The following is a 25,882-nucleotide window of genomic DNA, read 5'->3' on the forward strand; positions in this document are numbered from 1 at the left end:
GCCCGGGGCGGGCGGCAGCGGCGCGGCGGGCGGTGGCGGTGTGCGTGCTGGCCGGCGCCGCCCCCTTGCTGGCGCCGCTGTTCGGCTCGGCCATGGTGTTCGCGCTCTTGCTGGCCGTGGCGGCAGCCCTCGCGGGCGGCTCGCTCGTCCTCTACCGGCCGGAGCACTCCTGGCACGCGGCGTGCCTCGCGGGGGCGGCCGCGGCCGGCGGCGCGACGGTGCTGCTCGCGCAGCGCCCCCAGGTCGCGTGCGCGCTCGGGTGCGGGCTCGCCGCGGTGTTGCTGCTGCCGGCCTGCGCACGGGCCGAGCCGGACGACGGGCGCGGGGGGCACGCCGCCTGGTCGCGGTGGACGGCGGGCGCCGTGGGCGCGGCGGTGTTCGGCGCGGTGTTCGCCGAACAGAGTCTGGTCGTCTTCCGCTGGGAGCTCCTGGGCGGCGCGGGCGCCCGGCCGTTCGCCTACGCGGCCCTGCTGGCGGCGGCGTCGACCTGCGGGCTCGCCGTGGCCGGCGGGCGCCGGGCGGGGGCAGGCACCGGTGCGCGCGGGGCGCTGTTCGCGGCCGGGCTCACGGCAGCCGTGGCGGCGTGCGCGAGCGCCGCCCGGCCCTGGCAGCTCACGCTGGCGCTGGCGGCCGCTCTCACGTGCGGGGCCGCGGCGGCGGTACGCCCCGAGTCGCCCGAGTCGCCCGGGCCGCGGGCCTCCGGCTATGCGGTGGCCGCACTCCTGGGTGGAGCGGCCGCCATGACCGCGGTCGCCCTGTCCGGCCACCTGCTGGACGGCCCGGACACCCTGACCGGGGTGGGCCTGGCCCCCGCCCTGGTGGCGTCCGCCGCGCTGGTACTCCGCGGACACGCCCCGGCCCCGGATCCCCACCCCACCGCCGCCGACGCCGTTGGCTCCGCCGGTGCGGCCGGTGCGGGCGGTGGTGTCGGCAGTGCCTCTGACGGCGTCGGGACCGCTCTGCTGGACGTGCGGGGGTTCGGCGTGCGGGAGCCCGGGGCGCCGGCCGTGCGGCGGTTCGGGATCACGGTGGCGGCCGGTGAGATCGCGTATCTGACCGACACGCTGCCCGGCCGCCGGGCGGGGGCTGTCCTGGCCGTCCTCGGCGGGCTGCGGCGGGCCGATGCGGGGACCTGGCGGCTGCGTGGCCACGACGTGTCCCGCGTCGGTGAGCGGGGCCGGTGGGACCTGCGGATGTCGGCCCTCGTCGACCCTGCGGACACGGCCCGGTCGGGCGCACTGCCTCGGGGGCATCCGGTGGCGTGGGGGGGGGGGGGGGGGGGGGGCGCCCCCCCCCCCCCCCCCCCCCCCCCCCCGGGCGCGGGGGGGGGGGGGCGGGGGCGGCCCCCCCCCCCCCGGCCCCCCCCCGGGGGCGGCGCGCGGGGCGCCCCCCCCCCCCCCCGCCCGCCGGGGGGGGGGGGGCGCCGGGGGGGGGGGGGCGCGGGGGGGGGGGGGGGGGGCGGGGGCCGCCCCCCCCACCGCGCACCTGGGCCCCCGGCGGGCGGCCGAGTTGACGGCGGGCGCCCTCGAGGCCTTCCCGTTCCTCGGGGCCAAGGGCGCGGACGTCTGCGCGCGGCTCAGCCCCGAGGAGCGGTGCGTCCTCGGGCTGGCCCAGACGCTCATCGCGCAGCCGGCGCTGCTCCTGCTGGACCTGACCGGGCCCGGCTGCGGGCCGCTCGCGGCCGATCCCGCCGTCACGGCCGTCCTGCGCCACATCGCCGACCGGGGCACGGCCGTGCTCGTCGCGGTCCCCGCGGGGCAGGCCGTGCCCGGGCCGCGCCCCCTCGTGCTTCCCGCGCCCGGCGGCTCCCGGGCAGCTCTCCTGCGACGGACCGGAAAGGCCAAGCCGTGAAAACCTCCAGGAAGAACCGGACCGGCCGGGCGGCCCTCGCGGCGGCCGCGCTGTTCACCCTCACCGGGGTGAGCCCGGCCGCGGGCGGGGCTACCGTCCGGGTCTCGGCCGCAGCCGGCCTGACGGAGGGCCAGGAGATCACCGTCGACGGCACCGGCTTCAGCGCCGGCCTGACGTCCGTCGCGGTCGGCCTGTGCAAGATGGGCTACACCGGCAACAAGGACTGCGACCTGGGCGGCGGCGCCCGCCTGGTCACCATCGGCCCCGACGGTGTGCTCCCCCGGGTCACCCTCACCGTGCACGGGCGCTTCGCGGGCATCGACTGCCGTACGGCACCGTGCGTGATCGGTGTCGCACCCCTGCCCTCCGGAACCCCGCCCGCACTGATCGCCGCCAACAGCGTTGAGGTCGCCGTCGGTTTCGAGGGCGGAACGGTCCCCGGCGAGGCGTCCGGTACCGGCCGGGCCGGTCCGGTCGGCGCTGCCGCCCCGGGGGCCGTACACGGCGACGACTGGAGCGGGCCGTCCACGCCGATGTGGGCGCTGTCCCTCGGCGTGGCCTGCGCCGGTCTCCTGATCGGCGCCCACTCGCTCGTCCGGAGCCGCCCGCAGGCGGAGCACCCTGAACCCCCGCTGTCCCCTTCTGACTCTGGAGGAAACCCATGACATCGCTTCGAAGAAGCCGCTGCGCGGGCGCGCTCGCCGCGGCATCGGTCCTGGCGGCGGTGGCGGCCGGGCCGGCCGCCGCCGCCGGGACCCTGACCGTCAGCAAGTCGACCGGACTCGCGGTCGGCGACAAGGTGACGGTGTCCGCGAAGGGGCTGAGCCCCGATCAGGGCTTCGTCCCGATCGGGCTGTGCAAGCCGAAGCCGGCCGGCCCGGCGGACTGCGAGACCTCGCCCGACGCCGCGGTCATCGGGAAGACCGATGCCTCGGGGGTGTGGCACACCGCGGCGAACGGCGCGACCACCGCCCAGATCACCGTCAAGGCCCAGGCGGGCGGGGCGGACTGCGCGGCCAAGGCGGGGAACTGCGTCATCGCCGTGTCGATCTCCGCGACGAAGGAGCTGGTGGAGGTGCCGCTGACAGTGGGCGCGGGCGGCCCCGGCGCGAGCAGCCCTCCGCCCTCGAGCCCGGCTCCGACCCAGGCCCCGGCCACCAGCGGCGGAGGCGCGGCCGCGTCCGGCGGCGGGAGCAGCGCGGGATCGCTGCCGCAGACCGGTACCACCGACGGCCTCCCGGTGGCCGCCCTGCTGGGCGGCACCCTGTTCCTGCTCGGCGGCTGCACGCTGGTGCTGCTGCGGCGCGGCCGTAGGAGCTGAACAGCGGCGGCGCGGCTCGGGGCGGGCCGGCGGTGGGGCCGGGCGGCGTTCGATCAGCCGCTTCCGGCCCGGCCGCCGGCTCAGCGGCGGGGACGGCCGTCAGGCCTGCTCGGGGCGGGGGTGCAGCGGCTCGCCGAGGCGCCGGCAGGCGGTGGCGAGGTCGACGACGTCGGCGTACTTGGAGTCGAGGTCGAAGAGGTTGCCCTCGTGGGGGCCGGCGTCCCGGTCGGCGACGGCGTCGCGGACGACGATGGGGCGCAGCCCGTACTGGAGCGCGTCCAGGGTCGTGGCCCGGACGCAACCGCTGGTGGAGAAGCCGCCGATGACGACGGTGTCCACGCCGAGGACGGTCAGGACGTCGCGAAGCCGCGTCTGGAAGAAGGCGCTCGGGTAGTGCTTGTGGATGACGATCTCGCCCGGTTCCGGGGCGCAGAACGGGGTGAAGGCGGCGTGCGGGCTGCCCGCGCGGAAGGCGTCGAGGCCGGGCACCTTGCGGGCGAAGTGGGGGGCGTCGGCGCTCGGTTCGGCGTCGTAGTGGACGGCGGTGAACAGGACGGGGAACTGGGAGCGTCTGGCGGCGCGGGCGAGTCGGGCCATGGCGTGCAGGGCCGCCTCGGCCGTGGTGAGGTGGAGGCGGCTGTCGGGGGCGGCATACGCCTGTACGGGGTCGACGAGGAGGACGGCGGGGTGTTCGCCCCAGCCGATACGGCGGCCGAACCCGGCGGCCTCGTAGTCATCGGCCAGGGGCGCGTCGGCCATGTCAGATCACTCCGTCCGCGGTGAGTTTCCCGCGCTCCTCCGGGGTGAGGCCGAGGAGGTCGCCGTAGATGTCGTCGTTGTGCGCTCCGAGTTCGGGGCCGGCCCAGCGAACGGCGCCGGGGGTGGCGGAGAGTTTGGGGACGACGTTCTGCATGGGGATCTCGCCGAAGTCGGGGTGCGGGAGGCGGACGATGGCGTCGCGGGCGGCGAAGTGCGGGTCGGTGAGCATGTCGGCGGCGGTGAAGGTCTTGCCGGCCGGGACGCCGGCGGCGTGCAGGGCGCCGAGCAGGGTGTGCGCGTCGTGGCCGGCGGTCCAGGTGGTGATGAGGTCGTCGAGTTCGCCCTGGTGGGCGCCGCGAGCGGTGTGCGTGGCGTACTTGGGGTCGTCGGCGAGGTCGGTGCGGTCCATGACCTCGGTGAGGCGGCGGAAGACGGTGTCCTGGTTGGCGGCGATGAGGACGGCGGCGCCGTCGGCGGTCGGGTAGACGTTGCTGGGCGCGACGTTGGGCAGCACGGGGCCGGTGCGTTCGCGCTGGTAGCCGCCCACTTCCCATTCGGGCAGCAGCGATTCCATGTAGGCGAGGACGGCTTCGTAGAGGGCGGAGTCGACGATCTGGCCGGTGCCAGTGCGGGTCCGGGCGTGCAGGGCCATGACGGCGCCGTAGGCGGCCATGGTGCCGGCGAGGGCATCGCCCAGGGAGATACCGGTACGGGACGGGGGGCGGTCGGGTTCGCCGGTGATGTGGCGGATGCCGCCCATGGCCTCGCCGATGGAGCCGAAGCCGGCGCGCGGCGCGTAGGGGCCGTTCTGTCCGTAGCCGGTGACGCGGACCATGACGAGGCCGGGGTTGACGGCGCGCAGCTCCTCGTAGCCGAGGCCCCAGCGCTCCAGGGTGCCGGGGCGGAAGTTCTCGACGAGGACGTCGGCGCGGGCGACGAGGCGGCGGACCAGTTCCTGGCCCTCGGCGTGGCGCAGGTTGCACGTGACGGACTTCTTGTTGCGGGCGACGACGGGCCACCACAGGGACTTTCCGTAGGGGCGTTCACGTCCCCATTGGCGCATGGGGTCGCCGCGTCCGGGGTCTTCGAGCTTGATGACCTCGGCGCCGTGGTCGCCGAGGAGTTGGCCGCAGAAGGGACCGGCAAGCAGGGTGCCGGTCTCGATGACACGGATGTCGGAGAGGGGTCCACTCATGCCGCGAGTGTAGATTTGGGAAACACTGTTTCGCTAGAGGAATCGACGGGGCAGAATGCGGCGCATGGACGATTCCCTGGACGACTCCCTGGACGGTTCCGTCGCGGCCGGACGGCCCAGCGGTCCCGGCGTGGTGGAAGTGGCCCCGCGCGACGGGTTGCAGAACGAGGCGCGCGCCCTGTCGCCGGCGCAGCGCGCGGACCTGATCGAGCGGGCCGTGGCCGCCGGCGCGCGGCGGGTGGAGGCGGTGGCGTTCGTCCACCCCGGCCGGGTGCCGCAGATGGCGGGGGCGGAGGAGGTGATGGGGCTGGTCAAGCGCGGGGGCGGCGTGCGCTACAGCGGCCTGGTGCTCAACGCGCGCGGTATGGAGCGGGCGAGCGCGAGCGGCGTGGACGAGGTCAACTACGTGGTGGTGGCCAGCGATTCGTTCTCCCGCCGCAACCAGGGCGTGGGCACCCGCGAGGCGCTGGCCGCATGGGAGGCGATCTCCGCCCGGGCCCACGCGGAGGGGATCGGGCGCTCGCTGACCATCGCGGCGGCGTTCGGCTGCCCCTTCGAGGGGGAGATCCCGGAGGCGGCGGTGGCCGAACTCGCCCGGATCGGGGCGGAGTCGGGCGCCGAGGAGATCGTGCTGGCCGACACCATCGGCGTGGGCGCGCCCGACGCGGTCACCCGGCTGCTGGCGGCGGTACGGGAGCAGGCGCCCGGGGTGGTCCTGCGCTGCCACTTCCACAACACGCGCAACACCGGCTACGCGAACGCGGTCGCCTCGGCGGCGGCCGGCGCGGCGTGGCTGGACTCCTCCCTCGGCGGCATCGGCGGCTGCCCCTTCGCCCCGGCCGCCACCGGCAACATCGCCACCGAGGACCTGGTCTACCTGCTGCGCCGGATGGGGCTGGAGCCGGGAATCGACCTGGAGTCGGCCGCCGCGGCCGGGGCGTGGCTGGGCGGCGTGCTCGGCATCGAGGTACCGGCCCTGCTGGGCCGGGCGGGACCCTTTCCCGCGGTCGGGACGGCTTCCGCGCAGCGGGCGGAGGGATAGCGGTGGGGGCACATCCGCACGGCGCGTGGATCCTGCTCCACCTGCTGCTGTTCGTCTTCTGGCTGGGCGGCGACCTCGGCGTCTACGTCTCCAGCCGGTACGTCCTGAAACCGGACCTGCCGTTCGCCGCCCGCTCGACGGCCCTGTCGATCATGAGCATGCTGGACCTCGGGCCGAAGATCTGCCTGGTGCTGATCCTGCCGAGCGGCATCACGCTCATGGCGCTGGAGCCGCACGGGGCGGAGCACCTGCTGAACGGCTGGTCCGCCGGGGCGACCTGGCTGTTCGCGGCGCTCTGGCTGTGGCTGACCGTCCGCGAGCACCACCACCCCGGCCGCCACCCCTGGACACGCCGGGCGGACTGGACGCTGCGGGTGGCGCTGACGGCCGCGCTGTGGGGCGTGGGCCTCTACACCCTGCTGGCCTCGGAGCCGTTCGGGGTGGACACCGATCCGCGCTGGCTGGGCGGCAAGGTGCTGCTCTATGCGACGGCGATCGCCTGCGGGCTCGGGATCCGGCTGACGCTGCGCCCCTTCGGGGCCGCGTTCGGCGCGCTGGCGGGCTCGGGGAGCAGCCCGGGCGTCGAGCGGGCGCTGCGGCGGGCGGTCGACGGCTGCGTCCCGTACGTGGTGGGCATCTGGACCTGCGTCCTCGCCGCGGCGGCGCTCGGGGTGTTCAAGCCCGGCGCCGACCTCTGAGCCGGAGGCCGGCGCCTTTCGAGCCGGGGCGGCCGGCCTCCGAGCCCGGGACGGCCGGCCTTCGAACCCGGGTCAGCCGACCCCGGGCCGGTAGCCGAATTCCGCCGAGAGGCGTTCCGTACTGGCCATCAGCAGCGGGGCGCACTCGGCCAGGCGCGGCTTGAAGCGAGTCTGGGGGCCGGCCAGGCTCACCACGGCGATGACGTGCCCGTCGTACCCGAAGACCGGCGCGGCGAGGGAGGCGGAGCCGCTCTGGCGCTCGCCGACGGACATGGCGTAGCCGCGGCGCCTGATGGCCGACAGTTCCTTGCGCATGCGCTCGGGGTCCGTGATGGTCCGGTCGGTGATGGCGTCCAGGGCGTGGCGTTCGAGATAGGTGTCGATCTCGGCGTCGGGCAGGAAGGCGAGGAACGCCTTGGAGGAGCTGCCCGCGTGCAGGGGCAGCGGGATCCCGAGGGCCACCTCCATGCGCAGTTCCTGCTCGGGGACGGCCTGGTCGACGTAGAGCCGGGTGTCGCCGCGGCGGATGGAGAGGGTGGCGGTCTCGCCGCACTGGGCGGCGAGCCGGCGCAGCTCGGGGGCGGCGAGCACCCGCAGGTCGGTGCGGGCCAGGTAGGCGCGGCCGAGCGAGATGGCGGCGGGGCCGAGGGCGTAGCGGCGGGTCAAGGGGTCCGCGATGATCAGGTCGCGGTTGCGCAGGGCCGTCAGGATGCGGTGAACGGCGGCCTTGGTGATGCCCAGTTCCTGGGCGATCTCGGTGACGCCGAGATCGGGGCGGCCGCTGCGGCCGAACATCAACAGTACGTCCATGGCCCGCTCGACGGCGGCGACGGACCGGCTGCTGCTCGTCTCCTCGGTCACGGCTGTCCTTCTGCGCGATGGTCTCGGGGTTGTGGCGGCAGCCGTTCTCCCCGACGTGCCGACAGCATAACGTCGATTTCCCCATGGGAAACAGTGGGTTCACGTGCGTCCGTTCGTTGACACCACAACGGACCCGTCGTTACGCTCATGGATACAGCGTTTCACTAGAGGAAACAACGACCAGCGGGGGTGCGATGACCACCGTCATCGATGAAACGACCTTCCGTCAGGTGCTGTCCCGGTGGCCCAGCGGCGTGGGGATCGTCACCACGGCCGGCGCGGACGGGTGGCACGGCATGACGGCGAGTTCGTTCAGCAGCGTCAGCCTGGCACCACCTCTCGTCCTGGTCTGCCTGGACCGGGCCATCCGCTCCCACGATCTGCTCATACGCAACGGTGTCTTCGCCGTCAACGTCCTGGGCCGCGACCACCTCGCCCTGGGGCGCCGGTTCGCGGGCATGGAGGCCGGCGTCACCGACCGCTTCGCCGCGGGCGATTGGCTTCCGGGGGCCACGGGCAGTCCCGTCCTGACGGACTCGGCCGCCTGGGTGGACTGCCGGGTCCTGCACCGGTATCCCGGCGGGGACCACACCATCTTCCTGGGCGAGGTGGTCGCCGCGGGAGTTCCGCGCCTCACCTCCCCGCTGCTCTTCCACTCCCGCTCCTGGGGGCAGTTGGCCGATCCGCTCCCCGACCGTGTGGACCTGGCCGACACCGGCATCGCCGGTGCGGCAGCGGCGGCGCCGCACACCGCGCCGCTGGCCCGCGCCCTGCGGCTGGCCGGTGTGCGCGTGCGCATGGCGCCTCCCTCAGGCGGGGGCGGGGGCCGGCGCGGAGCCGGGGCCGACGGCCTGGGCTGCTCGTCGGTCCACGTCCCCGACGGCGCGGCCGCCGTCGCCGCGGCCGCGGCCGGCTTCCCGGCCGTCGAGTTCACCGTCGCGCCTGACGGCGACGGCACGAAGGCCGCGGCCACGGTCCGCGCGGTGCGCGGCGCCGGACACTCGGACATCCTCCTGGTGGCCCGGATACGCGACGCCCTGCGCCCGGGCCTGGCCCGGGCCTGCCTGCTGACCGTGCAGCGGCTGACCGCCGCCGGCTGCGGGGAGATCGTGCTGGAGGAGCCCGCGGAAGGACTCGACGACGCGGACGGCGCCTCGCCGCTGGCAATACGCCGGCTGCTCCAGGACGCGGTCCCCGAGGCCGGGGCCGTGCCGCTGCGCCTCGCCCTGCGCGACCACCACGGCCTCGGCCTGGTCAACGCCCTGACCGGCATGAAGAGCGGTGTCCGCTGCTTCGAGACCGCCCTCAACGGCCACGGCGGCGTGCTGGCCACCGAGCGGCTCGTCCTGCTCTGCTCCCGCATGGGCGTCGCCGCCCCCCTGGACCGCGCCGCCCTGCGGGACCTGCGCGCCGAGGCGTATGGCCTGCGCACCCAGCCGCCCGCCGCTCCCGCCCCCTGCTCCCCCACGCCGGCCACCGCCTCCCGCGCCCCGGAATCCCAGTAAAGGAGATACCGCTGATGACCACGCTCCAGCTCACGAGCGCGCACCTCCTCGACCGTATGACGCCGGCCGAACGGGGCCGCGCCGAGCGCGTCGAATCCGTTCTGCCCGCCCTGCGGGAGGCGGCCGCCGACGCCGACGCGCAGGCCTCCTTCCCGACGGGCCACACCCGGCTGCTGCGGGAGGCGGGACTGCTCGGACTCGTCGTGCCCGAGGAGTACGGAGGCCTGGGCGGCGGTCTGCGCGACCTCGCGGCGGCCACCTACGCCATGGGCACGGCCTGCCCCTCCACGGCGCTCGCCTTCTTCTTCCACAACACCAGCGCCTCGCGCGGCCTGCTGCCCCTGGAGGCCGTCCGGGCCGGCCTGTTCACACCGGAGGAGATCCCGGTGGTCACCGCTTTCGCCGAACGGGTGCTGACCACGATGGCGGCCGGGTCGTGGCTGGCCAACTTCGCCAGCGAGGCGGCCAAGAGCTCCGCCGCGAACATCTCCATCGCCACCACCGCCTCGCGCGCCGATGGCGGCTGGGTGCTCTCCGGGGAGAAGTCCTTCGGCTGCGCGACCGGAGTCGCCGACGTCTACCTCGTCACCGCCCGGCTGGAGAAGACCGACACCGCCGAGGGCCTGGCCATGTTCCTCGTACCGCGCGACGCCCCCGGTGTGGCCTCCCGCCCGCCCTGGAACGGGCTCGGGATGCGCGGCAGCGCCAACCACGGCATCCGGCTCGACGAGGTCTTCGTCGCCGAACGGGACGCGCTGGCCGTACCGGGCGCGTTCACGCGCATGCTCCAGGTCAGCCGCGGCAGCTTCGTCGGCAACCAGCTCGCCATCGCCGCCGTCTACACAGGAGCCGCGCAGGCCGCGTACGACTACACGCTGGAGCTGCTGACCCGCAAGACGTTCGCCGACACCGGCCGGCCGATCGCCTCCTCGCCCATGCACCAGGTCCTCATCGGGGACATGACGCAGAACCTGGAGACCGCCTACCAGTGGCTGCGGCGCCAGCTCGAACTGGAGACCTCCGAGCCGCCGCTGCGGCCCAAGCCGGAGGTGTTCAGCCAGTGGCGGCTGGGCAAGGGCGCGGTCACCGAGGCCTGCTTCGCCGTCGCCCTGGGCGCGCTCAAGGCGTCCGGGACCTCCGAGGCGCGGCTGGACGGCGTTATCGGCCGGACCCTGCGCGACCTGGCGATGGGGCTGGTGATGACGTTCCCCGCCGAGCGGGGCCGCCTGGAGGCCGCGAAGATCGCCACCGAGGCGCAGGAGAACGCCCTGTTCGCGACGCTGGGGGAAAGCCGGTGACCCCGCCGCCCGAAGCCCCCGCGGCCTTTCCCCCCCACCCGCCCGCCGGGCTGCCCGGTACGGCCGACCTCGTCGACGGCGCGTGGGAGTCCTGCACGGTGCCCCTCGGGTTCGACCTGGAGGATCCGGACACCGGCGAGCCGGTCCGCCCGGCCCTCGCCAGCTCCCCCGAGCGGGTCGGCCGGGCGCTGGCCGCGGCGGCCGCGCTGCACGCCTCGGGGGCCTGGTGCGGCCTGCCGGACGAGGACCGCGCCCGCGCCCTGGAGAGCGCGGCCGGCGCGGTCGAAGCGGCCGCGCAGCGCATCGTGACGGCGGAGGCCTTCGCCACCGGGGTGCCGCTCGGCCAGACCTCCGGCCTCGGCGTCATCCTCTCCGGTGCCTTCCACATCGCAGCGGCCCAGCTGCGCTCCGGGCTGCTACGGCGCACGGTCACCGGCCACGGCGGCCACCCGGTGCTGGTGCGCCGCGCGGCGCTCGGGCCCGCCCTGTGCGTGGTGCCCTACAACGCCCCGGCGCCGATGGCCGCCCACAAGGCGGCCAGTGCGCTCGCCGCGGGCTGCCCGGTCATCGTCAAGGCGCCGGAACTGGTCCCGTACGGAACGCAGTTGCTGGTGGAGGCCGCCGCCCGGGGGCTGGCGAGGGCGGGGGCGCCGGCGGCCGCCCTGCAACTGGTGCACGGGGACGCCGCGACCGGGGCCCGGCTGGTGGCCGACGAGCGGATCCGCGTGGTCTCCTTCACCGGCGGGACGGAGACCGGCCGCAGGATCGGCGCCGTGTGCGGGCAGGCCCTCAAACCGGTCCAGCTCGAACTGGGCGGCAACAACCCGCTGCTCGTGCTGCCCGGCGCCAACCCGGAGACCGCTGGCCGGATGGCGGCCGAGCTGCTGACGACGCTGAACGGCCAGTGGTGCCGGGCGCTGGGCCGGCTGATCCTGCCCGCCGGCCTGGCGCAGGAGGTCCTTGACGCCACCGGCCGTGAACTGGCCGCGCTGCGGGCGGGCGCCCCGCTGGCCCCCGGCACCGGCTTTGGCCCGCTCGCGCACTCCCGCCACCACGCCGCCCTCACGGAGGCCGTGCGCGAGCTGACCTCGGCCGGGGCCGAGGCCCACGCGTGGACTGCGGTACCGGCGCGCGGCAGCCACTTCGCCCCGCGCCTGATCACCGGGGCACCCGAGGAGGCCACCCGCCGGGAGCTGTTCGGCCCGGTGGCCGCCGTCCACACCTACGAACACGAGGAGGAGGCCCTGTACCTGGCCAACTCCACCGGCTACGGCCTGGAGGGGTACGTGTGCGCCGCGGATCCGGACGACGGACTGCGCGTGGCCGCCCGCGTCGCGGCCGGGGAGGTGAAGGTGAACGGCTCCTCGGTGATGAGCCTCCACCTGGACACGCCCCGCCCGGCCTGGGGTGCCTCCGGCCTGGTCGACGAGGGCAGCGCCGAGACGCTGCTGCACTTCACCGGCGCCCGGGTCACGGGCCTGGAGGCGGCCCGGTGAACGCGGCCGAGCCGGTCCTCGTGGCCGGGGCGGGTCCGGTGGGCCTGACCGCAGCGCTGGTACTGGCCCGCCGCGGCGTGCCCGTGACCGTGCTGGAGGCCGGGGCGGACCTGGCGGCGGAGTCCCGCGCCTCCACCTTCCACCCGCCCACCCTGGAGATGCTGGCCGGGCTGGGCATCGTGGACGCGCTGCTGGCGCGCGGCCTGGTCGCGGACTCCTTCCAGTTCCGCGACCGGTGCACCGGGCCCGTCGCCACCATGGACCTGTCGCTGCTGGCCGGGGACACCCCGTACCCGTACCGGCTCCAGTGCGAGCAGAACAAGCTGACGCCGCTGCTCCTGGACGCCCTCGGCCGCCTGCCGCGCACCGAGGTCCGCTTCGATGCGCCCGTGGCCGGCGTGGAGCGGACCTCGCGGGGCGTCCACGCGGTCCTGGCCGACGGAAGCCGGGTACCCGGCGCCTGGCTGGTCGGCGCGGACGGGGCGCATTCCGCCGTACGACGCGCCGTGGGGGCCGAGTTCCACGGGATGACCTACCCGGAGCGGTTCCTGGTCGCCTCGCTCGACGAGGACCCCCGGGCCGTCCTGCCGGACCTGGCGCCCATCGCCTACGTCCTGGACCCGGACGAGTGGATGGTGCTGCTGCGCACCCCCGACCACTGGCGGGTGCTGCTGCCCACCCCGGACAGGACCTCCGACGGGAGCGAGCTGGCCCGGCTGCCTGGCCGGCTGCGCGAGGTGACGGCGCGCGCGGACGGGCCGGCCCTGGCCCACGCCAGCCTGTACCGCGTCCACCAGCGGGTCGCCGGCACCTTCCGCAGCGGCCGGGTGCTGCTGTGCGGGGACGCCGCGCACGTCAACAACCCGCTGGGCGGCATGGGCATGAACAGCGGCATCCACGACGCCGTGCTGATGGGCGGCGCACTGGCGGACCTCCTCACAGGGGAGGGGACCGACGAGGACCTGACGGACCGCACCGAGGAGCGCCGCGCCTGCGCGCTGCGCTACGTGGGGGCCGACACGCACGCCAACTGGGAGCGGCTGCGCGCCCGGGACCCGGCGCAGCGGGCAGCGCTGCTGGCGGAGTTGCGGGCGACGGCCGCGGATCCGGTGGCGGCGCGGCGCTCCCTCCTGCGCAGCTCGATGATCGACTCGCTGCGCGGGGGCAGGTGGTCGCGGTGACGCCGCCGCCGGAGGCCGCCGCGATCACGGTGGAGAATCCGGCCCGCACGGCCCGGCCGGTGGGGAGCGTACGGGCCCACACGGATGCGGAGGTGGACGCCGCCGTGGCGGCCGCGGCCGCCGCGGCACCCGGCTGGGCCCGCACCCCGGAGGCGGACCGGGCGGCGGCGCTGCTGCGGATCGCCGCCGGTCTGGAGGACGCCGCGCAGGACCTCTCGGTGCTGCTGGCGCGGGAGTCGGGCAAGCCGCTCGCCGACTGCCGGGGCGAGATCGGCTACGCCTGCGCGGTGCTGCGCTGGTACGCCGAGCACGCTCCCCCGCTGCTGTCGCAGCACACGGTGGACGACGCGGCGGGCCGGCTGGAGCGGCGGCTACGGCCGTACGGAGTGGTCGCCGCGCTGACCCCGTGGAACGCGCCGGTGATCCTGACCGCCGTCAAACTGGCCCCCGCGCTGGCCGCGGGCAACGCAGTGGTCGTCAAACCGTCGCCGCTGGCGCCGCTGGCCGTCTCGGCGTTCTTGGCGGGGGCAGCCCGTCAACTCCCGCCGGACGTGGTGCGGGTGTGCCACGGGCACGCGCAGACCGCGCTGCGCCTGGCGGGCCATCCCGGGGTGGGGAAGCTGTCGTTCACCGGCGGGGCGGTGGCCGGGCGGGCCATCGGAGCGGCCGCCGCGGAGGCGCTGACGCCGACCACGATGGAACTCGGCGGCAACGACGCGGCCGTGCTGCTGGACGACGCCGCCCTGACGGAGGCGGACCTGGACCGGCTGGTGCTGGCGAGTTTCGCGACGGCCGGGCAGGTGTGCATGGCCGCCAAACGGCTCTACGTGCCGCGGGCCCAGCTGGAGACCTTCGCCGAACGGTACGCGGCGGCGGCCGCGCGGGTGCTGCGGCTCGGGAACCCGCTGGACCCCGGTACCACCGTGGGGCCGGTGATCTCGGCGGAGGCCGCGGACCGGATCCGCGCGCTGGTCGCCGACGCCCGGGCGCGCGGCGGCACCGCCGTCGAGCTGGGCACCGTACGGCCGGGGACGGACCGGGACGCCGGGCACTTCGTACGGCCCGTACTGCTGCTGGGGCTGCGGGAGGACGCGCCTCTGGTGTGCGAGGAGCAGTTCGGGCCGGCGCTTCCCCTCCTGGGCTACGAGGACGAGGACGACCTCGTGGAACGGGTCAACGCCGGGCCGTACGGTCTGGCGGCGTCGGTGTGGAGCGCCGACGAGCAGCGGGCCTTCGCCCTGGCGGCCCGGCTGGACGCGGGCTTCCGCTTCGTCAACACCCACAACCGGACGGGGATGGCGCTGCGGGCCGCCTTCGGCGGGGTCAAGCGCAGCGGGCACGGCCGGGAGTACGGGGCCGAGGGGCTGCTGGAGTACGTCCAGCCGGTGCTCACCCACGCGCCCGGCACCTTCCGGGCCGGGGGTGCGGGCATGGCGCCGGGGGCCTACCCGGCCGGCCCGGTCCCCGGGGGTCCCGCGGCCTGAGGGCGTCAGGGCTCCAGGTGGTCGACGACGGCGCGGTGGGCGAGCCGGGGCCCCAGCCAGGCGGCCAGGGCCAGGTGATCGGGATGGCGCTGGTAGGCGGCGAGTTCGCCGGGGTCCGTGTGGCGGGTGGTCAGGGCGAGGTCGTAGGAGTGCTCGGAGCCCGAGACGTCGAGGCCGACGTCCAGGGACGTGATCTGCGGAACGGAGCCCGCCAGGCGCCGCAGCCGCTCGGCGGCCTCCGGGGCGTCGGCGGGATCGGTGAACCGCATCAGAACGACGTGCACCAGCACGGCACTTGCTCCTTCGCTCGATGGCACCTCCCTCTGTCGCGGGAGGGCGCAGCGAGTGTATGTTCGGGAAACACTGTTCCGCTAGAGGAACCAATGGAGTTCACCATGGACGAAGCGCGCACGGTCCGCGTCGCGGCCGCCCAGTTCGCCGTGGGCCGGGACCGGAAGGCCAATCTGGCCGCGTGCCTGCGGATGATCGACGCCGCGGCGGAGCAGGGCGCGATTCTCGTGGTCCTGCCAGAGTTCTGCAATCACCTGTCCTGGTACGACGACCGGGAACAGGCGCTGGCCGCCGCCTGCCGGCCCGGGGACGACTTCCTGGGGCCGGTCGCCGCGCACGCCGCCCGGCACGGCATGTACGTCAAGACCCACGTCACCCTGGCCTCAGGCGGCGGCCCCGGCGCGGAGCGCATCACGGCCACGAGTCTGCTGTACGGGCCGGACGGGGCACTGGCCGGGGCGGCCGACAAGCAGGTCCTGATGGGCAGCGAGAACGACCACCTGGACCCGGCCACCGAGCCCGGCCCGGTCATCGACACAGCCCTGGGACCCGTCGGCCTGTACTCCTGCATGGAGGGGGTCGTCCCCGAGGTGTGCCGGGGACTGGCCCTGCGCGGCGCCCACCTGCTGCTCAACAGCCTCAACTCCTTCGCCCTGGACGAGGCCGCGCTGCACATTCCGGTGCGCGCAGCCGAGAACCGGGTGTGGGTCGTCGCGGCCAACAAGGTCGGGCCGTTGCTCCCCGCGGACCGGATCGGCGCGATCAGCGCCGCCATGGGGGTGCCGGCCGAGGCCCTCGAGGGAGCCGGCGAGAGCCAGATCGTCGCCCCGGACGGAACGGTCGTCGCCAGGGCCCCCCGGCGCGGGGAGGCCGTCATCGTGGCCGACATCCGGGTGGAGGCGGCCGCCGACAAGCGCCGGGCGGACGGCACCGACGCCTTCACGGTACGCCGGCCCGACCTCTACCGGCAGATCGCCTCCCCGCCCGCCCCCGCGCCCGCCTTCGCGGGGACCCGCGCCGGGGAGATCGCGGCAGCGGTCGTCCGCCCCTCCGGTAGCGGCAACGCGGCCGTCGAGGACGCCGCCCGGCTGGTGCGCGAAGCCGCCGGGCGGGGCGCCGCCCTGATCGTGCTGCCCGAGCTGTTCTGGTACCCGGGCGGCGTCCTGCCCCGCCCGGGGCGGCCCGACACCGAGGAGGCCGGGGCCGTGATGCGGGCCCTGCGCGGCGCACTGGCAGGCGGTTCGGCGTACCTCGCCTGCACGCTCCCGCTGCCGGCCGGCCACGCCGGGGTGCTGCTCGACCGCGACGGGCCCGTCCTGACCCAGCACCAGCTGCACGACGGCGCCCGCCACCGCGGCTGGGCCCGCGCGGGCGAGGCACCGGCCCTGCTGACCCACGACACGCCGTGGGGCCGGGTCGCCGTCGTCCTGGCCGACGACGCCGTCCAGCCGGAGACGCTGCGGCTGGCCGCGCTGGCGGGCGCCGATACGGCCGCGGTCTGCCTCGGCGGCGCGACCGAGCCCTGGGAGTACGCCCTCGGTCTGCCCGAGCGGGCGGCGGAGAACCGGATCAACCTCGTGGCGGCGGGCCCCGGCGACGGCGCCGTCCACGCCCTTCCCGTGGAGTTCGGCCTGTGGCGTTCCCGGGACGCGCCCTTCGACGGCACCATCAGCACGCCCACCAGCACGGCGGCCGGCCCCGGGCTGACGCTCGCCTCCGTCCGGCCCCGCCAGGCCGGGCGGCGGCTGGTTTCGCGCGGGACGGACCTGGTCGACGGACGCCCCTGGAGGCTGGCGGGCGCCCTGGTGGCGCCCCGGCCCGCCGGGCCCGGTCCGGCCCGCGCGACCCCCCACCCCCATCCCCACACCCAGGCCACCGGAGGAGCACTGTGAGCGACGTGTCCCAGACACTCAAGGCCGTCCAGGACATGGCCGACGAGGCTCCGGTCACCGATGTGACCGAGACCTTCGTGCAGTGGCAGCAGCTGCTGGCCGGACTCAAGGAGAAGATCGCAGCCCGCTTCGAGCTGCACCGGGACCCCTCCACCGAGGAGTTGGAGGCCTTCGGCGCGGAGGGCGGCGGCCCGCGCGGCTCGCTGGCCGGCTACACCGGCCCCGAGATCGACTGGATGATCCACTCCTGGGTCGGCGACCCGGAGCACGGCTTCGTCAACCTCCACCTCACCGTCTGGCTGGGCCCGCACGTGCGCGTCCCGCACCTGGGGCTCGCCCTGCTGTGCTGGCCCGGCGGCTGGTTCTACCTCGACTCCGTGCCGCGTACCAGCCTGGTCGCCGACGGCGACTACTACGACCGCTACTACGCCCCCGCCGAGGAGGAGTGGCTCGCGGTGCGTGAGGAGTACGAGGACCTGACCTGGTTCACGAGCCGGGCCGGCTTCATCCGGGGCAGCCTCTCCCCCACCGCCTACTGCTACTCCATGCCCCGCGACGAGCGGCACATCGCGCTGGTGCGCCGCCTGATGCACGAGCAGGTCGACCGCTGGCTGGTGTGGGTGGAGGAGGCCGCGCCCGTGCCAGCCGCCGAGCGCGGGGCGCTGGCCGCCGCCGACCTGGCGGTCCGCCGCAACATCGTCGAGCGCGACCCGGCGAACGTGATGGCCGTACGGTACTTCGGCGAAGAGGTCACCGACCGGCTGGTGCGGGCGCTGTGGGGCGGCGACCGCGGCCTGCCGAGGCCCTCGTGAACCAGGTCCGGTCCGAGTGGCGGGCCTGCCGGGTGCCCGGCCTCAAGGAGCCCTACGACACCGCGCACCTGCGGGTCTTCTACCCCGCCCGCACCACCGGGTCCGACGCCGAGCGGCTGACCGGGGTGATCGCGGCCGACACCGGGCACGCCCCCTTCCCCGTGGTGGTCCTCCTGCCCGGCATCAACGTGCCGGCCGACTCCTACCGGTGGCTGGCGGTGCTGCTGGCCGGCCGGGGGTTCGCCGCGGTGACGGCGGAACTGGTCGGGGAGCTGTTCGGCGGGAGCCGGGGGGTGACTCCGGGCATCGACCTGAAGGCATGTGCCCCCGGCACCTACGGGACCCGGGCGACGACGCCGCTGATCGGGGCGCTGCTCGGAGCCCTGGCCGAGCCGGCCCCCGCGTCGCCGCTGGCCGGGCTGCTGGACCTGGAGCGGGTGGTACTGGGCGGACATTCGGCGGGCGGCACGGTGGCCCTGCAGTCGGCCGCCCATGTGCCGGGGCTGCGCGGGGTGTTCACGTACGGCGCGCACACGCTGGTGGCGGCGGCGCTCGGCCATCCGCCGGGCACCGTGCTGCCGGTAGGCGCGCGGGTGCCCGTCCTGCTGATGTCCGGCGAGCACGACGGGGTGATCGCCGCGAGCACGGACCGGTACGGGGCGGCGCCGGCCCCGGCCGCCGACGCCGACGACGACGCCGCCGCCGACCCCGTCGTGCGCACGTTTCACGAGGCGCTGGCCGACGCGGGTGGCGCCCACGCCTGGGTACGGGTCGCCGGGGCGGGTCACTTCGCCTTCTGCGATCCGGTGGACGCGACCAGCGCCCGCGGCTTCCTGGAGGCGCCGGAGGCTGGCGGGGACGGCTCCGGGAGCGATGCGCGCGCCCTCATCGGCCGCCTGGTGACGGCGTTCTGCGCCGCCGCGCTGCCACGGCGGCCGGGCCCCGCGGACCCGACGGACCCGTCGGACCGGACGGACCGGACGGACCGGACGGACCCGGCGGTCTCCGCGGATCGGGACGCGTACAGCGCCCTGCTGGCGCCCCCGCATCCGGGACTGCTCCGCGTGCGGCGCCGCTGATGTCCGCCCCGTCCCCCACCGATGTCGAACCGCCCGAAAGCGCGAGGTGCTCCGCTGATGCTGAAGAACTTCTGGTACGCGGTCGAATTCTCCGACCGCGTCCTGCGCAAGCCCCTGAAGGCCGTCTGCCTCGGTCAGTCCCTCGTGCTGTACCGGACCGCGGCCGGCAAGGCGGTCGCCCTGTCGGACCTGTGCGCGCACCGGGGGGCCGCGCTGTCCGCGGGCACCCTCAAGGACGACTGCGTCGTCTGCCCGTACCACGGCTGGCGCTTCGACCCCGAGGGTGCCTGCACCACGATCCCGGCCAACCAGCCGGGCCGCGGCATCCCGAAGAAGGCGCGGGTCGACTCCTACCCGGTGCAGGAGCGGTACGGCTTCGTCTGGGTGTTCCTCGGCGATCTCCCCGAGGAGGAGCGGCCGCCGATCCCGCACTGGCCGGAGTTCGGTGAACTGGTCCAGGACGGAGGCCGGTTCAAGGCGGTCACCGGGGAGTTCCTGTGGCACTCCAACTACGAGCGGGTCCTGGAGAACGGCTGCGACATCGCGCACACGCCCTTCGTGCACGCGGGCGCCTTCGGCAATCCGGACCGGCCCGAGGTGGAGGAGTACACGGTCGAGCAGCCCGACGAGTGGTCGGCCTTCGCGACCGTGGCCCTGAACCCGCCCGCGGCCAAGGGGCTGTGGTCCAAGCTGTACACGGACCGCACGTCCCGGGGCAGGGACCGGCCGCCGGTGGTGACCACGGCGGGCTGGATGCTGCCCAACCTGATCAAGCTGCACGTGCGGCTACCCCTCGGCAACATGATCATCTACGACACCAACATCCCCGTCGACGAGACCACCACCCTGGTGAAGTGGGTGGCGCTGCGCGACTTCTTCACCGGGGACTGGGCCGACAGGAACGCCCGCAAGCGGGTGCTCGGCATCTTCGACCAGGACGCCCCGGTGGTGGACGGGACCCGTCCCGAGCTGCTGCCGGCCGACCTCGGCGCCGAACTGCACCTGCGCTCCGACATGATCTCCGTCGCCTACCGCAGGCGCCGCCAGGAACTCGCGGCCAAGGGCTGGGCGGTGAGCGACGCCGACCGGATCGTCGGATACGTTCCGGGGCGCAGCGCCACCGTCATCGCCTCCCCCGGCCGGCGCGCGGTCCCGGAGCTCGCCCGCGCCTGGGAGCAGAAGGCCCAGGGATTCCACCCGACGGTCGAGGGGGCCCAGTCCCCGGCACCGGCCAGTGAGAAGGAGTAGCCTCATGACCTCCCCCGCATCCGTACCGCCGCCCGGGCCGGCTCCGGACGCCCCCGGCGCCGCCGCGGACGGCGTGTCCCCGGCGGCCCGGCTCTCCCGGAGCGTGCTGGACGCCCTGCTGGCCGGGACGGAGCTCCAGGAGCGGCCGACGCCCTGGAGCGTGCTGACCACCCCGGCGGCCCCCGATCCGGTGGGCGCCGTACGGTACTTCCGCGGCGACGGGCAGGGCGGCGTCGACGCGGTCGTCACCGTCTCCCTGGTGGTGCCCGCCTTCGGCCTGGACAGCCACATGCTGTTCGCCTTCGGCGCCGCGGACGGCCCGCTGCCGCACTTCACCCTCGACTCCGTGCAGGCGGGCGGCGGATACGCCTTCCACCTGGACCTGGTGCAGCGCGTCGACCTCGCCGTCAGCCCCTCCTACGCGGACCTCGTGTACGGGCCGCTGACCGCGCCGTTCGCCCGGGCCTCGGAGATCCCTGGCCTGACCCCGGCGGCGATCAGCCCGCGCCAGCGCTCCCTGATGTCCCCGTGGATGCTGGTGCACCGCGCCGACGAGTCGGCGCTGCGGGCCATCACCCCCATCGCCGAGGAGTACTTGCGGCACTGGCTGGAGCTGGCCCGGGCGTTCCCGGCCGACGCCGCCGCCGAGGCCAAGGAGGGCGACGCGCCGCTGCGCGACCGGCGGCTGCGCCAGGCCCTGTTCAGCCGGGAGATCGACCCCGTGTGGGCGCAGGTCGACCGGCTGCTGGGCCCGGACGCGACCGACGGCCTGCGCGGGCTGCTGACCACCGGCAGACTGACGGATGAGGAGGCCGGGGCATGAGCGGGACCTCCGGACCCGGACCGAGCCAGTGGCAGCAGCGCATCGCCGGGGAATGGCACGGCCGGCCCTCGCTGTTCGACGCGCAGGGGACCTGGTGCGGGTACGAGGACATCCGCCGCTCCTCCGAGTTCGCCGACGGCGAGACGCTGTACCGGATGGACGGGGGCCTGCGGCAGGGCGGCCCGCTCGCCGGCCGGTTCCAGCTCGCCGCGCCGTTCGCCTTCGGCGTGAGCGACGCCGACGACAACCGCCTCTACACCGGGCCGGACTTCCACGGCAGCGGGCAGCCGTACGGCTCGTTCGTCGACGCCCACTACTACGGGCCGGGCTGGCAGGTGGCACTGAACACCTGGAACCACGTCCTGCCGGACGGGCGGACGCAGGTCTACTCCTCGGTGCTGCACCAGGGCTGGACCGTGATCGGCTGCTTCAACGGCGTGTACGTGCGCACCACCGACCACGACACCAGTGAGGCGACCCGTGAACAGGTCGCCCGTCACGTGGCGGCCGAGACGGATGCCGGCCCCGTGCCGTGGATCCTGCCCACGAAGCAGCCCGGCGCCTTCACCGGCCGGTGCGAACTGTGGAGCGCGGAGCAGAAGCACCTGGGGGACGTGGAGGTGGAGATCGCGGTGCGGCCGGTGGACCTGTTGCGCGCCCGGCACCACGTCACCTGGCGGGGGGCCGGCCTGGACCGGTCCTTCACGGTGGAACGGCGCCGCGACGGCGCCCGCGAGTTCTGGGAGGGCCCGGACGCCTGGGGCAACGCACAAGCCTTCGGCCGGGCGAACTTCCCGCTGTGGCACTTCACGAGCGGGGACGTGCATCGCGTGCGCGGGCGGGAGTTCGTCCTGGACGCGCGTCCCGCCATGGCGGCGGGCGGCCGGCTGGCCGTCACGTACGAGCTGTTCGGCGGGAACAAGCTGGCGGCCGTCCTGCACGGCGTACTGGACTGGGAGGCCGCGTCGTGACCCGGACGGTGGTGATCACGGGCGGCACCCGCGGCATCGGGCACGGGCTGGCCCGCGCGTTCCTCGACCGCGGCTGCAAGGTCGCCTTCTGCGGGCGGGACGCGGCGGGCGTGGAGGCCGCCCTCAAGAGCCTGGGGGGCGGCGCGCACGCGGTCGGCCACCCGGCGGACGTGACCGACCGGGACCAGGTCGCCGGGCTGTGGACGGCGGCCGAGGAGGCCTTCGGCCCGGTCGACGTCTGGATCAACAACGCGGGGGCGACCACGGCGCGCAAACCGCTGTGGGAGCTGGGCCCGCAGGAGGCGGACGCCGTGGAGGCGGTCAACCTGCGCGGCGTCGTCAACGGCAGTGCGGTCGCCGCGGAGCGCTTCCTGCGGCAGGGCCGCGGCCGGGTGTGGAACATGGAGGGCTTCGGCTCCGACGGCCGGACCATGCCCGGCCTCAGCGTCTACGGGGCGAGCAAACGCGCGGTCACCTACCTCACCGGAGCCCTGGCGGCCGACCTGAAGCGGGAGCGGGAGGCCCGCGCCCACGACGTTCGGGCGCTGCTGCTGTCGCCCGGGATCGTGGCGACCGACCTGCTGTGGCACGACTACACGCCGCAGGAGTACGCGAAGGCGCGGCCGGTGCTGAACATCCTGGCCGACCGGGTCGAGACGGTCGCCCCCTGGCTGGCGGACCGGGTGCTGGACGACCGTACGGCCAGCGGCGGCCGGGTGGCGTGGCTGACGCGCCGCAAGGCGGCCGGGCGGTTCGCTACGGCCGCGCTGCGCAAGCGGTCGGTGCTGCCGGAGCAGCTGCCGTCGGCAGCGGACCGGGAGGGCGCCTTGTGAGCGGAGCCCTGGACTATCCGCTGTCGCTCGCGGTCGAGGACTTCGTCCCGGTCGTCCTGACGGGCGTCGGGGCCGTACTGCTGACGGGTCCGCTGCGCGGCCACGGCGTGCGCACCGCGCGTACGGCCGTGGCGGGAACCGCGCTGATCTTCCTCGGCGGGCTCTCGAAGGCCACCTGGAAGCTGGTGGTGGCCCTGGACGGCCCCGACCTCCACACCCTCAACGGCACGCTGTTTCCGTGCCTGTCGGCCGGTTTCCTCCTGCTGGCCCACGCGCTGCTCACGCTGCCCGCCGACGGGCACGATCCGGCGTCCGTCCGCAGGCCCCCGCCGCTGTGGGGGTTCGCCGCGGTCTGGGCGGCCACCGGGGCGGCGGGGCTGCTGCTCGCCTCGACGGCGCCGTACATGGTGCTGACCATCGTGGCCGTCACCGTGTGCGCGGTCCGGCTGATCCTGCTGGCCCGTTCGCACGGGGACAGCGTGGCGGCGGCCGCGGGCGGGCTGTGGCTCACCGGCATGTACGTCCTGGGCCCGCTGGCGGCCCGCCCCGACCAGAGCGTGGCGCTCCAATGGGTGGAGCAGTCGGCGAACACCCTCACGCAGGGGGCGTTCGTCCTGCTCGCGTGGCGGCTGGCGAAGCACCGGCGCGCCGCCCGCACCCCCTCCCCGCTCTCGTCGTCCTCCCTCCCCCACGGCCGATCGGCGGCGTGAATGACGGACAGTCTCGGCTGGCGGCGCAAGTTCGGCGTCATCGCCCCCAGCACCAACACCATCGTGCAACCCGACTTCGCCCGCATGTCCGTGCCGGGCGTGACCTCCCACTTCTCGCGCATCCACATCCGCGACCAGAACATGGACCAGGACGCGGGCATGGAGCGGCTGCTGGAGCAGATCCGCGACGAGATCGGCGCGGCCTGCGAGCGGGTGCTGACCTGCGAGCCGGACTACATGGTCATGGGCATGAGTGCGGAGACGTTCTGGGGCGGTGTCGAGGGCAACCGGGCCTTCGTGCAGCAGATCCACGACATCACCGGGCTCCGGGTCGCGACCGGCGCCGAGGCCTGCGAGCGGGCGCTGCGCCTGTTCGGGGCGCGGCGGATCGCCGTGGTGACCCCCTACCAGCCGGTCGGCGACGCCAACGTCGACCGGTTCTTCACCGAGCTGGGCTTCGAGGTGGCCGGCATCAAGGGCTTGCGCTGCCCGACGGCCGTGTCCATCGCCCATGTGACGGAAGCCGAACTCCGCGCGGCGCTCGTCGAGTTGGCGGCGCTGCCGGGCGTGGAGGCGATCGTGCAGTGCGGGACGAACCTGTCGATGGTCTCGCTCGCGGACGAGGCGGAGCGGTGGCTCGGGCTGCCCGTGATCGCGATCAACGCGGCCACGTGGTGGATGGCGCTGCGGGACAACGGCTGCCGCGACACCCTGCACGGCTACGGCACCCTGCTGCGCGAGCACTGACCCCGACTCCGGACGACACGGCGTCGGGGGGCGCGAGTCGAGCCGGCACCACATCCCCCGGGCGCCGGCCGCGGCGGGCGGCGCCCGGGGTTGCCCCGTGCCCGCCGCCCGGCCAGCCAGGGAGCTGACACCGCCATGACCGCATCGGACATCGACCGCACGCTGGCCCGGGCCCGTGAGGCCGCCGCCGACTGGAGCTCACTCGCCTTCGGCGAGCGGGAGCGCGGGCTTCGCCGGTGGGCCGCCGAACTGGCGGGCTCCCGGGCGGACGTGGTCGCCGTGATCCGCAAGGAGACCGGCAAACCGGCGGCTGACGCCGAACTGGAGCTGCTGGTCGGCCTGGAACACCTGGCCTGGACCGCCCGCCACGCCCGCCGGGTCCTGCGCCCGCGCCGGGTGTCGCCGGGGCTGCTTGCCGCCGAGCACCGGGCGCTGGTGGCGCGTCGGCCCCTGGGCGTGGTCGGCGTGATCGGGCCGTGGAACTACCCGGCCCTCACTCCGCTGGGCATACTGGCCGGCGTCCTGGCGGCGGGCAACGCGGCCGTGTTCAAGCCGAGCGAGTACACGACGGAGACGGGACGGGCGCTGGTGGACGCCTTCCACCGGGCGAACCCGGCGTCGGCGGACACCCTGCGGCTGCTGGCCGGCGGGGCCCGGGCCGGGGAGGCGCTGTGCCGGGCCGGGGTGGACAAGGTGGCCTTCACCGGCTCCACCCTGACCGGCCGCGCGGTGATGGCCGCCTGCGCCGACTCCCTCACCCCGGTGGTGCTGGAGTGCGGCGGCAACGACGCGCTGATCGTGGCCGCGGACGCGGACGTACGGGCAGCGGCGCGGGCAGCCGCGTGGGGGGCGTTCTCGAACGCCGGGCAGACCTGCGCGGGGGTGGAGCGGATCTACGTGGACCGGGCGGTCGGGGCGGAGTTCGTCGGGGCACTGACGGCGGAGCTGGCGCGGGTACGCGCCGGCGACCACTACGGGCGCCTCACCACCGCGGAGCAGGAGAACGTGGTGCGCGTCCACGTCGAGGACGCGGCGGCCCATGGCGGTCGCTTCCTCGTCGGCGGGCCCGAGTCGTTCCGGGCGTCCGGCCTCGTGGATCCCGTCGTGCTGGCGGACGTGCCCGAGGATCGGCCCGCGGTGCGGGAGGAGACCTTCGGGCCGGTGGTGGTGGTACGGCTGGTGCGGGACCTCGACGAGGGCGTCGCACGCGCCAACGCCGTCCCGCAGGCGCTGGGCGCCGCGGTCTACTCCCGCTCGGCGGACGCGTCGGTCGCCGGGCGGCTGCGGGCGGGCATGGTGTCGGTGAACGGCGTGCTGACCTTCGGCGGCATCCCGGGCCTGCCGTTCGGCGGGAACGGCGCGAGCGGCTTCGGGCGGGTGCACGGGAGGGAGGGGCTGCTGGAGTTCACCTCCGCGCAGGCCGTGACCGTACGCCGTGCGCACCTGACCGGCTCCGGGCTGACCCGGCTGCGCTCGGCGTGGTGGAAGCCGCTCGCGCTGCGCGCGCTGATCCGGCTGCGGCACGGGCGCGGCTGACGGCGACGGGAGCGAGGTCCTGCCTGTGCGGGTCCGGCGGGTGCCCGAACCGGGGCTCGGCATCGAGCGCGCCCGACCGCCGTGGCAGCCGTGCGGGGGGGGGGGGGGGCGGCCGGGGGGGGGGCCCCCCCCCCCCCCCCCCCCCCCCCCCCCCCCCCCCACCCACCCCCCCCGGGGCGCCCCCCCCCCCCCGGCGGGGCCCCCCCCCCCCCCCGGCCCGGCCCCCGCCCCCCCCCCCCCCCCCGCCGT

Annotated in this window: 24 protein-coding genes; 20 read left to right on the top strand and 4 right to left on the bottom strand. The window is 75.6% G+C overall.

Features of this window, described 5'->3' with window-relative positions; translation table 11 throughout:
* Window positions 1-1,509: 1,509 nt before the first annotated feature.
* Genes ACGFYY_RS05615 through ACGFYY_RS05625 form a run of 3 tightly spaced genes read left to right on the top strand, consistent with a single transcriptional unit; the run spans window position 1,510 to window position 3,172 of the window.
* Window positions 1,510-1,851 (top strand): hypothetical protein, encoded by a 342-nt coding sequence (locus ACGFYY_RS05615; RefSeq protein WP_393707243.1) that lies wholly within the window; start codon window positions 1,510-1,512, stop codon window positions 1,849-1,851.
* A complete protein-coding gene (locus ACGFYY_RS05620) occupies window positions 1,848-2,516 on the top strand; it encodes a neocarzinostatin apoprotein domain-containing protein (RefSeq protein WP_393707244.1) in 669 nt (222 codons plus the stop codon). Before ACGFYY_RS05615 ends, ACGFYY_RS05620 begins: the two co-directional genes overlap by 4 nt.
* The gene (locus tag ACGFYY_RS05625; RefSeq protein WP_393707245.1) at window positions 2,513-3,172 is read left to right on the top strand and encodes a neocarzinostatin apoprotein domain-containing protein; all 660 of its coding nucleotides are present in this window, start codon (window positions 2,513-2,515) and stop codon (window positions 3,170-3,172) included. The genes ACGFYY_RS05620 and ACGFYY_RS05625 overlap by 4 nt, the downstream gene beginning before the upstream one ends.
* A gap of 99 nt (window positions 3,173-3,271) precedes the next feature.
* Here the strand turns inward: ACGFYY_RS05625 and ACGFYY_RS05630 are convergent, their stop codons facing one another.
* Together ACGFYY_RS05630 and ACGFYY_RS05635 are read right to left on the bottom strand one after the other, a co-directional pair.
* Window positions 3,272-3,931, bottom strand: a complete 660-nt coding sequence (locus ACGFYY_RS05630; protein WP_393707246.1) for an isochorismatase family protein — start codon at window positions 3,929-3,931, stop codon at window positions 3,272-3,274.
* A 1-nt stretch (window position 3,932) separates the two neighbouring features.
* Window positions 3,933-5,126, bottom strand: coding sequence for a CaiB/BaiF CoA transferase family protein (locus tag ACGFYY_RS05635; protein ID WP_393707247.1), 1,194 nt, complete (start codon window positions 5,124-5,126; stop codon window positions 3,933-3,935).
* 64 nt (window positions 5,127-5,190) lie between these two features.
* On the opposite strand from ACGFYY_RS05635, the gene ACGFYY_RS05640 reads away from it, so the two are divergent.
* Entirely contained in the window at window positions 5,191-6,168 is a 978-nt protein-coding gene (locus ACGFYY_RS05640) for a hydroxymethylglutaryl-CoA lyase (RefSeq protein ID WP_393707248.1), read from the top strand.
* 2 nt (window positions 6,169-6,170) lie between these two features.
* Window positions 6,171-6,866 carry a hypothetical protein gene (locus ACGFYY_RS05645; protein ID WP_393707249.1) on the top strand — a complete coding sequence of 232 codons (696 nt, stop codon included), beginning with the start codon at window positions 6,171-6,173 and terminating at the stop codon, window positions 6,864-6,866.
* A gap of 72 nt (window positions 6,867-6,938) precedes the next feature.
* On the opposite strand, the gene ACGFYY_RS05650 is transcribed toward ACGFYY_RS05645, so the two are convergent.
* On the bottom strand, window positions 6,939-7,727 hold the full coding sequence (locus tag ACGFYY_RS05650) for an IclR family transcriptional regulator (RefSeq protein ID WP_393707250.1): 789 nt from the start codon (window positions 7,725-7,727) through the stop codon (window positions 6,939-6,941).
* Between the two features lie 194 nt (window positions 7,728-7,921).
* On the opposite strand from ACGFYY_RS05650, the gene ACGFYY_RS05655 reads away from it, so the two are divergent.
* From ACGFYY_RS05655 to ACGFYY_RS05675, 5 genes are read left to right on the top strand one after another with little or no spacing between them, the layout of a single operon-like run.
* Window positions 7,922-9,232, top strand: a complete 1,311-nt coding sequence (locus ACGFYY_RS05655) for a flavin reductase (RefSeq protein ID WP_393707251.1) — start codon at window positions 7,922-7,924, stop codon at window positions 9,230-9,232.
* A 14-nt stretch (window positions 9,233-9,246) separates the two neighbouring features.
* Window positions 9,247-10,530, top strand: coding sequence for an acyl-CoA dehydrogenase family protein (locus tag ACGFYY_RS05660; RefSeq protein WP_393707252.1), 1,284 nt, complete (start codon window positions 9,247-9,249; stop codon window positions 10,528-10,530).
* Window positions 10,527-12,026 (top strand): aldehyde dehydrogenase family protein, encoded by a 1,500-nt coding sequence (locus ACGFYY_RS05665; protein WP_393707253.1) that lies wholly within the window; start codon window positions 10,527-10,529, stop codon window positions 12,024-12,026. The genes ACGFYY_RS05660 and ACGFYY_RS05665 overlap by 4 nt, the downstream gene beginning before the upstream one ends.
* Window positions 12,023-13,207 carry an FAD-dependent oxidoreductase gene (locus ACGFYY_RS05670; RefSeq protein WP_393707254.1) on the top strand — a complete coding sequence of 395 codons (1,185 nt, stop codon included), beginning with the start codon at window positions 12,023-12,025 and terminating at the stop codon, window positions 13,205-13,207. Before ACGFYY_RS05665 ends, ACGFYY_RS05670 begins: the two co-directional genes overlap by 4 nt.
* On the top strand, window positions 13,204-14,691 hold the full coding sequence (locus ACGFYY_RS05675; protein ID WP_393707255.1) for an aldehyde dehydrogenase family protein: 1,488 nt from the start codon (window positions 13,204-13,206) through the stop codon (window positions 14,689-14,691). The genes ACGFYY_RS05670 and ACGFYY_RS05675 overlap by 4 nt, the downstream gene beginning before the upstream one ends.
* Window positions 14,692-14,696: 5 nt before the next feature.
* Here the strand turns inward: ACGFYY_RS05675 and ACGFYY_RS05680 are convergent, their stop codons facing one another.
* Window positions 14,697-14,981: a Dabb family protein gene (locus tag ACGFYY_RS05680; protein ID WP_393707256.1), complete on the bottom strand. Its 285-nt coding sequence runs from the start codon at window positions 14,979-14,981 to the stop codon at window positions 14,697-14,699.
* Window positions 14,982-15,086: 105 nt separating this feature from the next.
* Between ACGFYY_RS05680 and ACGFYY_RS05685 the strand changes: the two genes are divergently transcribed.
* The 10 genes from ACGFYY_RS05685 (at window position 15,087) to ACGFYY_RS05730 (ending at window position 25,633) form a co-directional block, all read left to right on the top strand.
* Window positions 15,087-16,874, top strand: a complete 1,788-nt coding sequence (locus ACGFYY_RS05685; RefSeq protein ID WP_393707257.1) for a nitrilase-related carbon-nitrogen hydrolase — start codon at window positions 15,087-15,089, stop codon at window positions 16,872-16,874.
* 5 nt (window positions 16,875-16,879) lie between these two features.
* Window positions 16,880-17,686: a hypothetical protein gene (locus tag ACGFYY_RS05690; RefSeq protein WP_393707258.1), complete on the top strand. Its 807-nt coding sequence runs from the start codon at window positions 16,880-16,882 to the stop codon at window positions 17,684-17,686.
* Entirely contained in the window at window positions 17,683-18,765 is a 1,083-nt protein-coding gene (locus tag ACGFYY_RS05695) for a hypothetical protein (RefSeq protein WP_393707259.1), read from the top strand. Before ACGFYY_RS05690 ends, ACGFYY_RS05695 begins: the two co-directional genes overlap by 4 nt.
* Window positions 18,766-18,822: 57 nt before the next feature.
* A complete protein-coding gene (locus ACGFYY_RS05700; protein WP_393707260.1) occupies window positions 18,823-20,013 on the top strand; it encodes a Rieske 2Fe-2S domain-containing protein in 1,191 nt (396 codons plus the stop codon).
* 4 nt (window positions 20,014-20,017) lie between these two features.
* Window positions 20,018-20,836 carry a hypothetical protein gene (locus ACGFYY_RS05705; protein ID WP_393707261.1) on the top strand — a complete coding sequence of 273 codons (819 nt, stop codon included), beginning with the start codon at window positions 20,018-20,020 and terminating at the stop codon, window positions 20,834-20,836.
* Complete coding sequence (locus ACGFYY_RS05710; protein WP_393707262.1) at window positions 20,833-21,807, top strand: hypothetical protein; 975 nt, start codon at window positions 20,833-20,835, stop codon at window positions 21,805-21,807. The genes ACGFYY_RS05705 and ACGFYY_RS05710 overlap by 4 nt, the downstream gene beginning before the upstream one ends.
* Entirely contained in the window at window positions 21,804-22,640 is an 837-nt protein-coding gene (locus ACGFYY_RS05715; protein ID WP_393707263.1) for an SDR family oxidoreductase, read from the top strand. The genes ACGFYY_RS05710 and ACGFYY_RS05715 overlap by 4 nt, the downstream gene beginning before the upstream one ends.
* Window positions 22,637-23,350, top strand: a complete 714-nt coding sequence (locus ACGFYY_RS05720) for a hypothetical protein (protein ID WP_393707264.1) — start codon at window positions 22,637-22,639, stop codon at window positions 23,348-23,350. Before ACGFYY_RS05715 ends, ACGFYY_RS05720 begins: the two co-directional genes overlap by 4 nt.
* Window positions 23,351-24,097 (top strand): arylmalonate decarboxylase, encoded by a 747-nt coding sequence (locus tag ACGFYY_RS05725; protein ID WP_393707265.1) that lies wholly within the window; start codon window positions 23,351-23,353, stop codon window positions 24,095-24,097.
* Window positions 24,098-24,232: 135 nt separating this feature from the next.
* Entirely contained in the window at window positions 24,233-25,633 is a 1,401-nt protein-coding gene (locus ACGFYY_RS05730; RefSeq protein ID WP_393707266.1) for an aldehyde dehydrogenase family protein, read from the top strand.
* The last annotated feature ends 249 nt before the right edge of the window (window positions 25,634-25,882 follow it).

This window comes from Streptomyces sp. NPDC048331 (assembly GCF_043201215.1).
Lineage (GTDB): Bacteria > Actinomycetota > Actinomycetes > Streptomycetales > Streptomycetaceae > Streptomyces.

Bases quoted from the DNA above. Each gene is read 5' to 3' on its own strand.
- ACGFYY_RS05625 (WP_393707245.1), top strand. From the start codon at position 2,513: ATGACATCGCTTCGAAGAAGCCGCTGCGCGGGCGCGCTCGCCGCGGCA.
- ACGFYY_RS05630 (WP_393707246.1), bottom strand. From the start codon at position 3,931: ATGGCCGACGCGCCCCTGGCCGATGACTACGAGGCCGCCGGGTTCGGC.
- ACGFYY_RS05635 (WP_393707247.1), bottom strand. From the start codon at position 5,126: ATGAGTGGACCCCTCTCCGACATCCGTGTCATCGAGACCGGCACCCTG.
- ACGFYY_RS05640 (WP_393707248.1), top strand. From the start codon at position 5,191: ATGGACGATTCCCTGGACGACTCCCTGGACGGTTCCGTCGCGGCCGGA.
- ACGFYY_RS05655 (WP_393707251.1), top strand. From the start codon at position 7,922: ATGACCACCGTCATCGATGAAACGACCTTCCGTCAGGTGCTGTCCCGG.
- ACGFYY_RS05660 (WP_393707252.1), top strand. From the start codon at position 9,247: ATGACCACGCTCCAGCTCACGAGCGCGCACCTCCTCGACCGTATGACG.
- ACGFYY_RS05685 (WP_393707257.1), top strand. From the start codon at position 15,087: ATGGACGAAGCGCGCACGGTCCGCGTCGCGGCCGCCCAGTTCGCCGTG.
- ACGFYY_RS05700 (WP_393707260.1), top strand. From the start codon at position 18,823: ATGCTGAAGAACTTCTGGTACGCGGTCGAATTCTCCGACCGCGTCCTG.
- ACGFYY_RS05705 (WP_393707261.1), top strand. From the start codon at position 20,018: ATGACCTCCCCCGCATCCGTACCGCCGCCCGGGCCGGCTCCGGACGCC.
- ACGFYY_RS05710 (WP_393707262.1), top strand. From the start codon at position 20,833: ATGAGCGGGACCTCCGGACCCGGACCGAGCCAGTGGCAGCAGCGCATC.
- ACGFYY_RS05725 (WP_393707265.1), top strand. From the start codon at position 23,351: ATGACGGACAGTCTCGGCTGGCGGCGCAAGTTCGGCGTCATCGCCCCC.
- ACGFYY_RS05730 (WP_393707266.1), top strand. From the start codon at position 24,233: ATGACCGCATCGGACATCGACCGCACGCTGGCCCGGGCCCGTGAGGCC.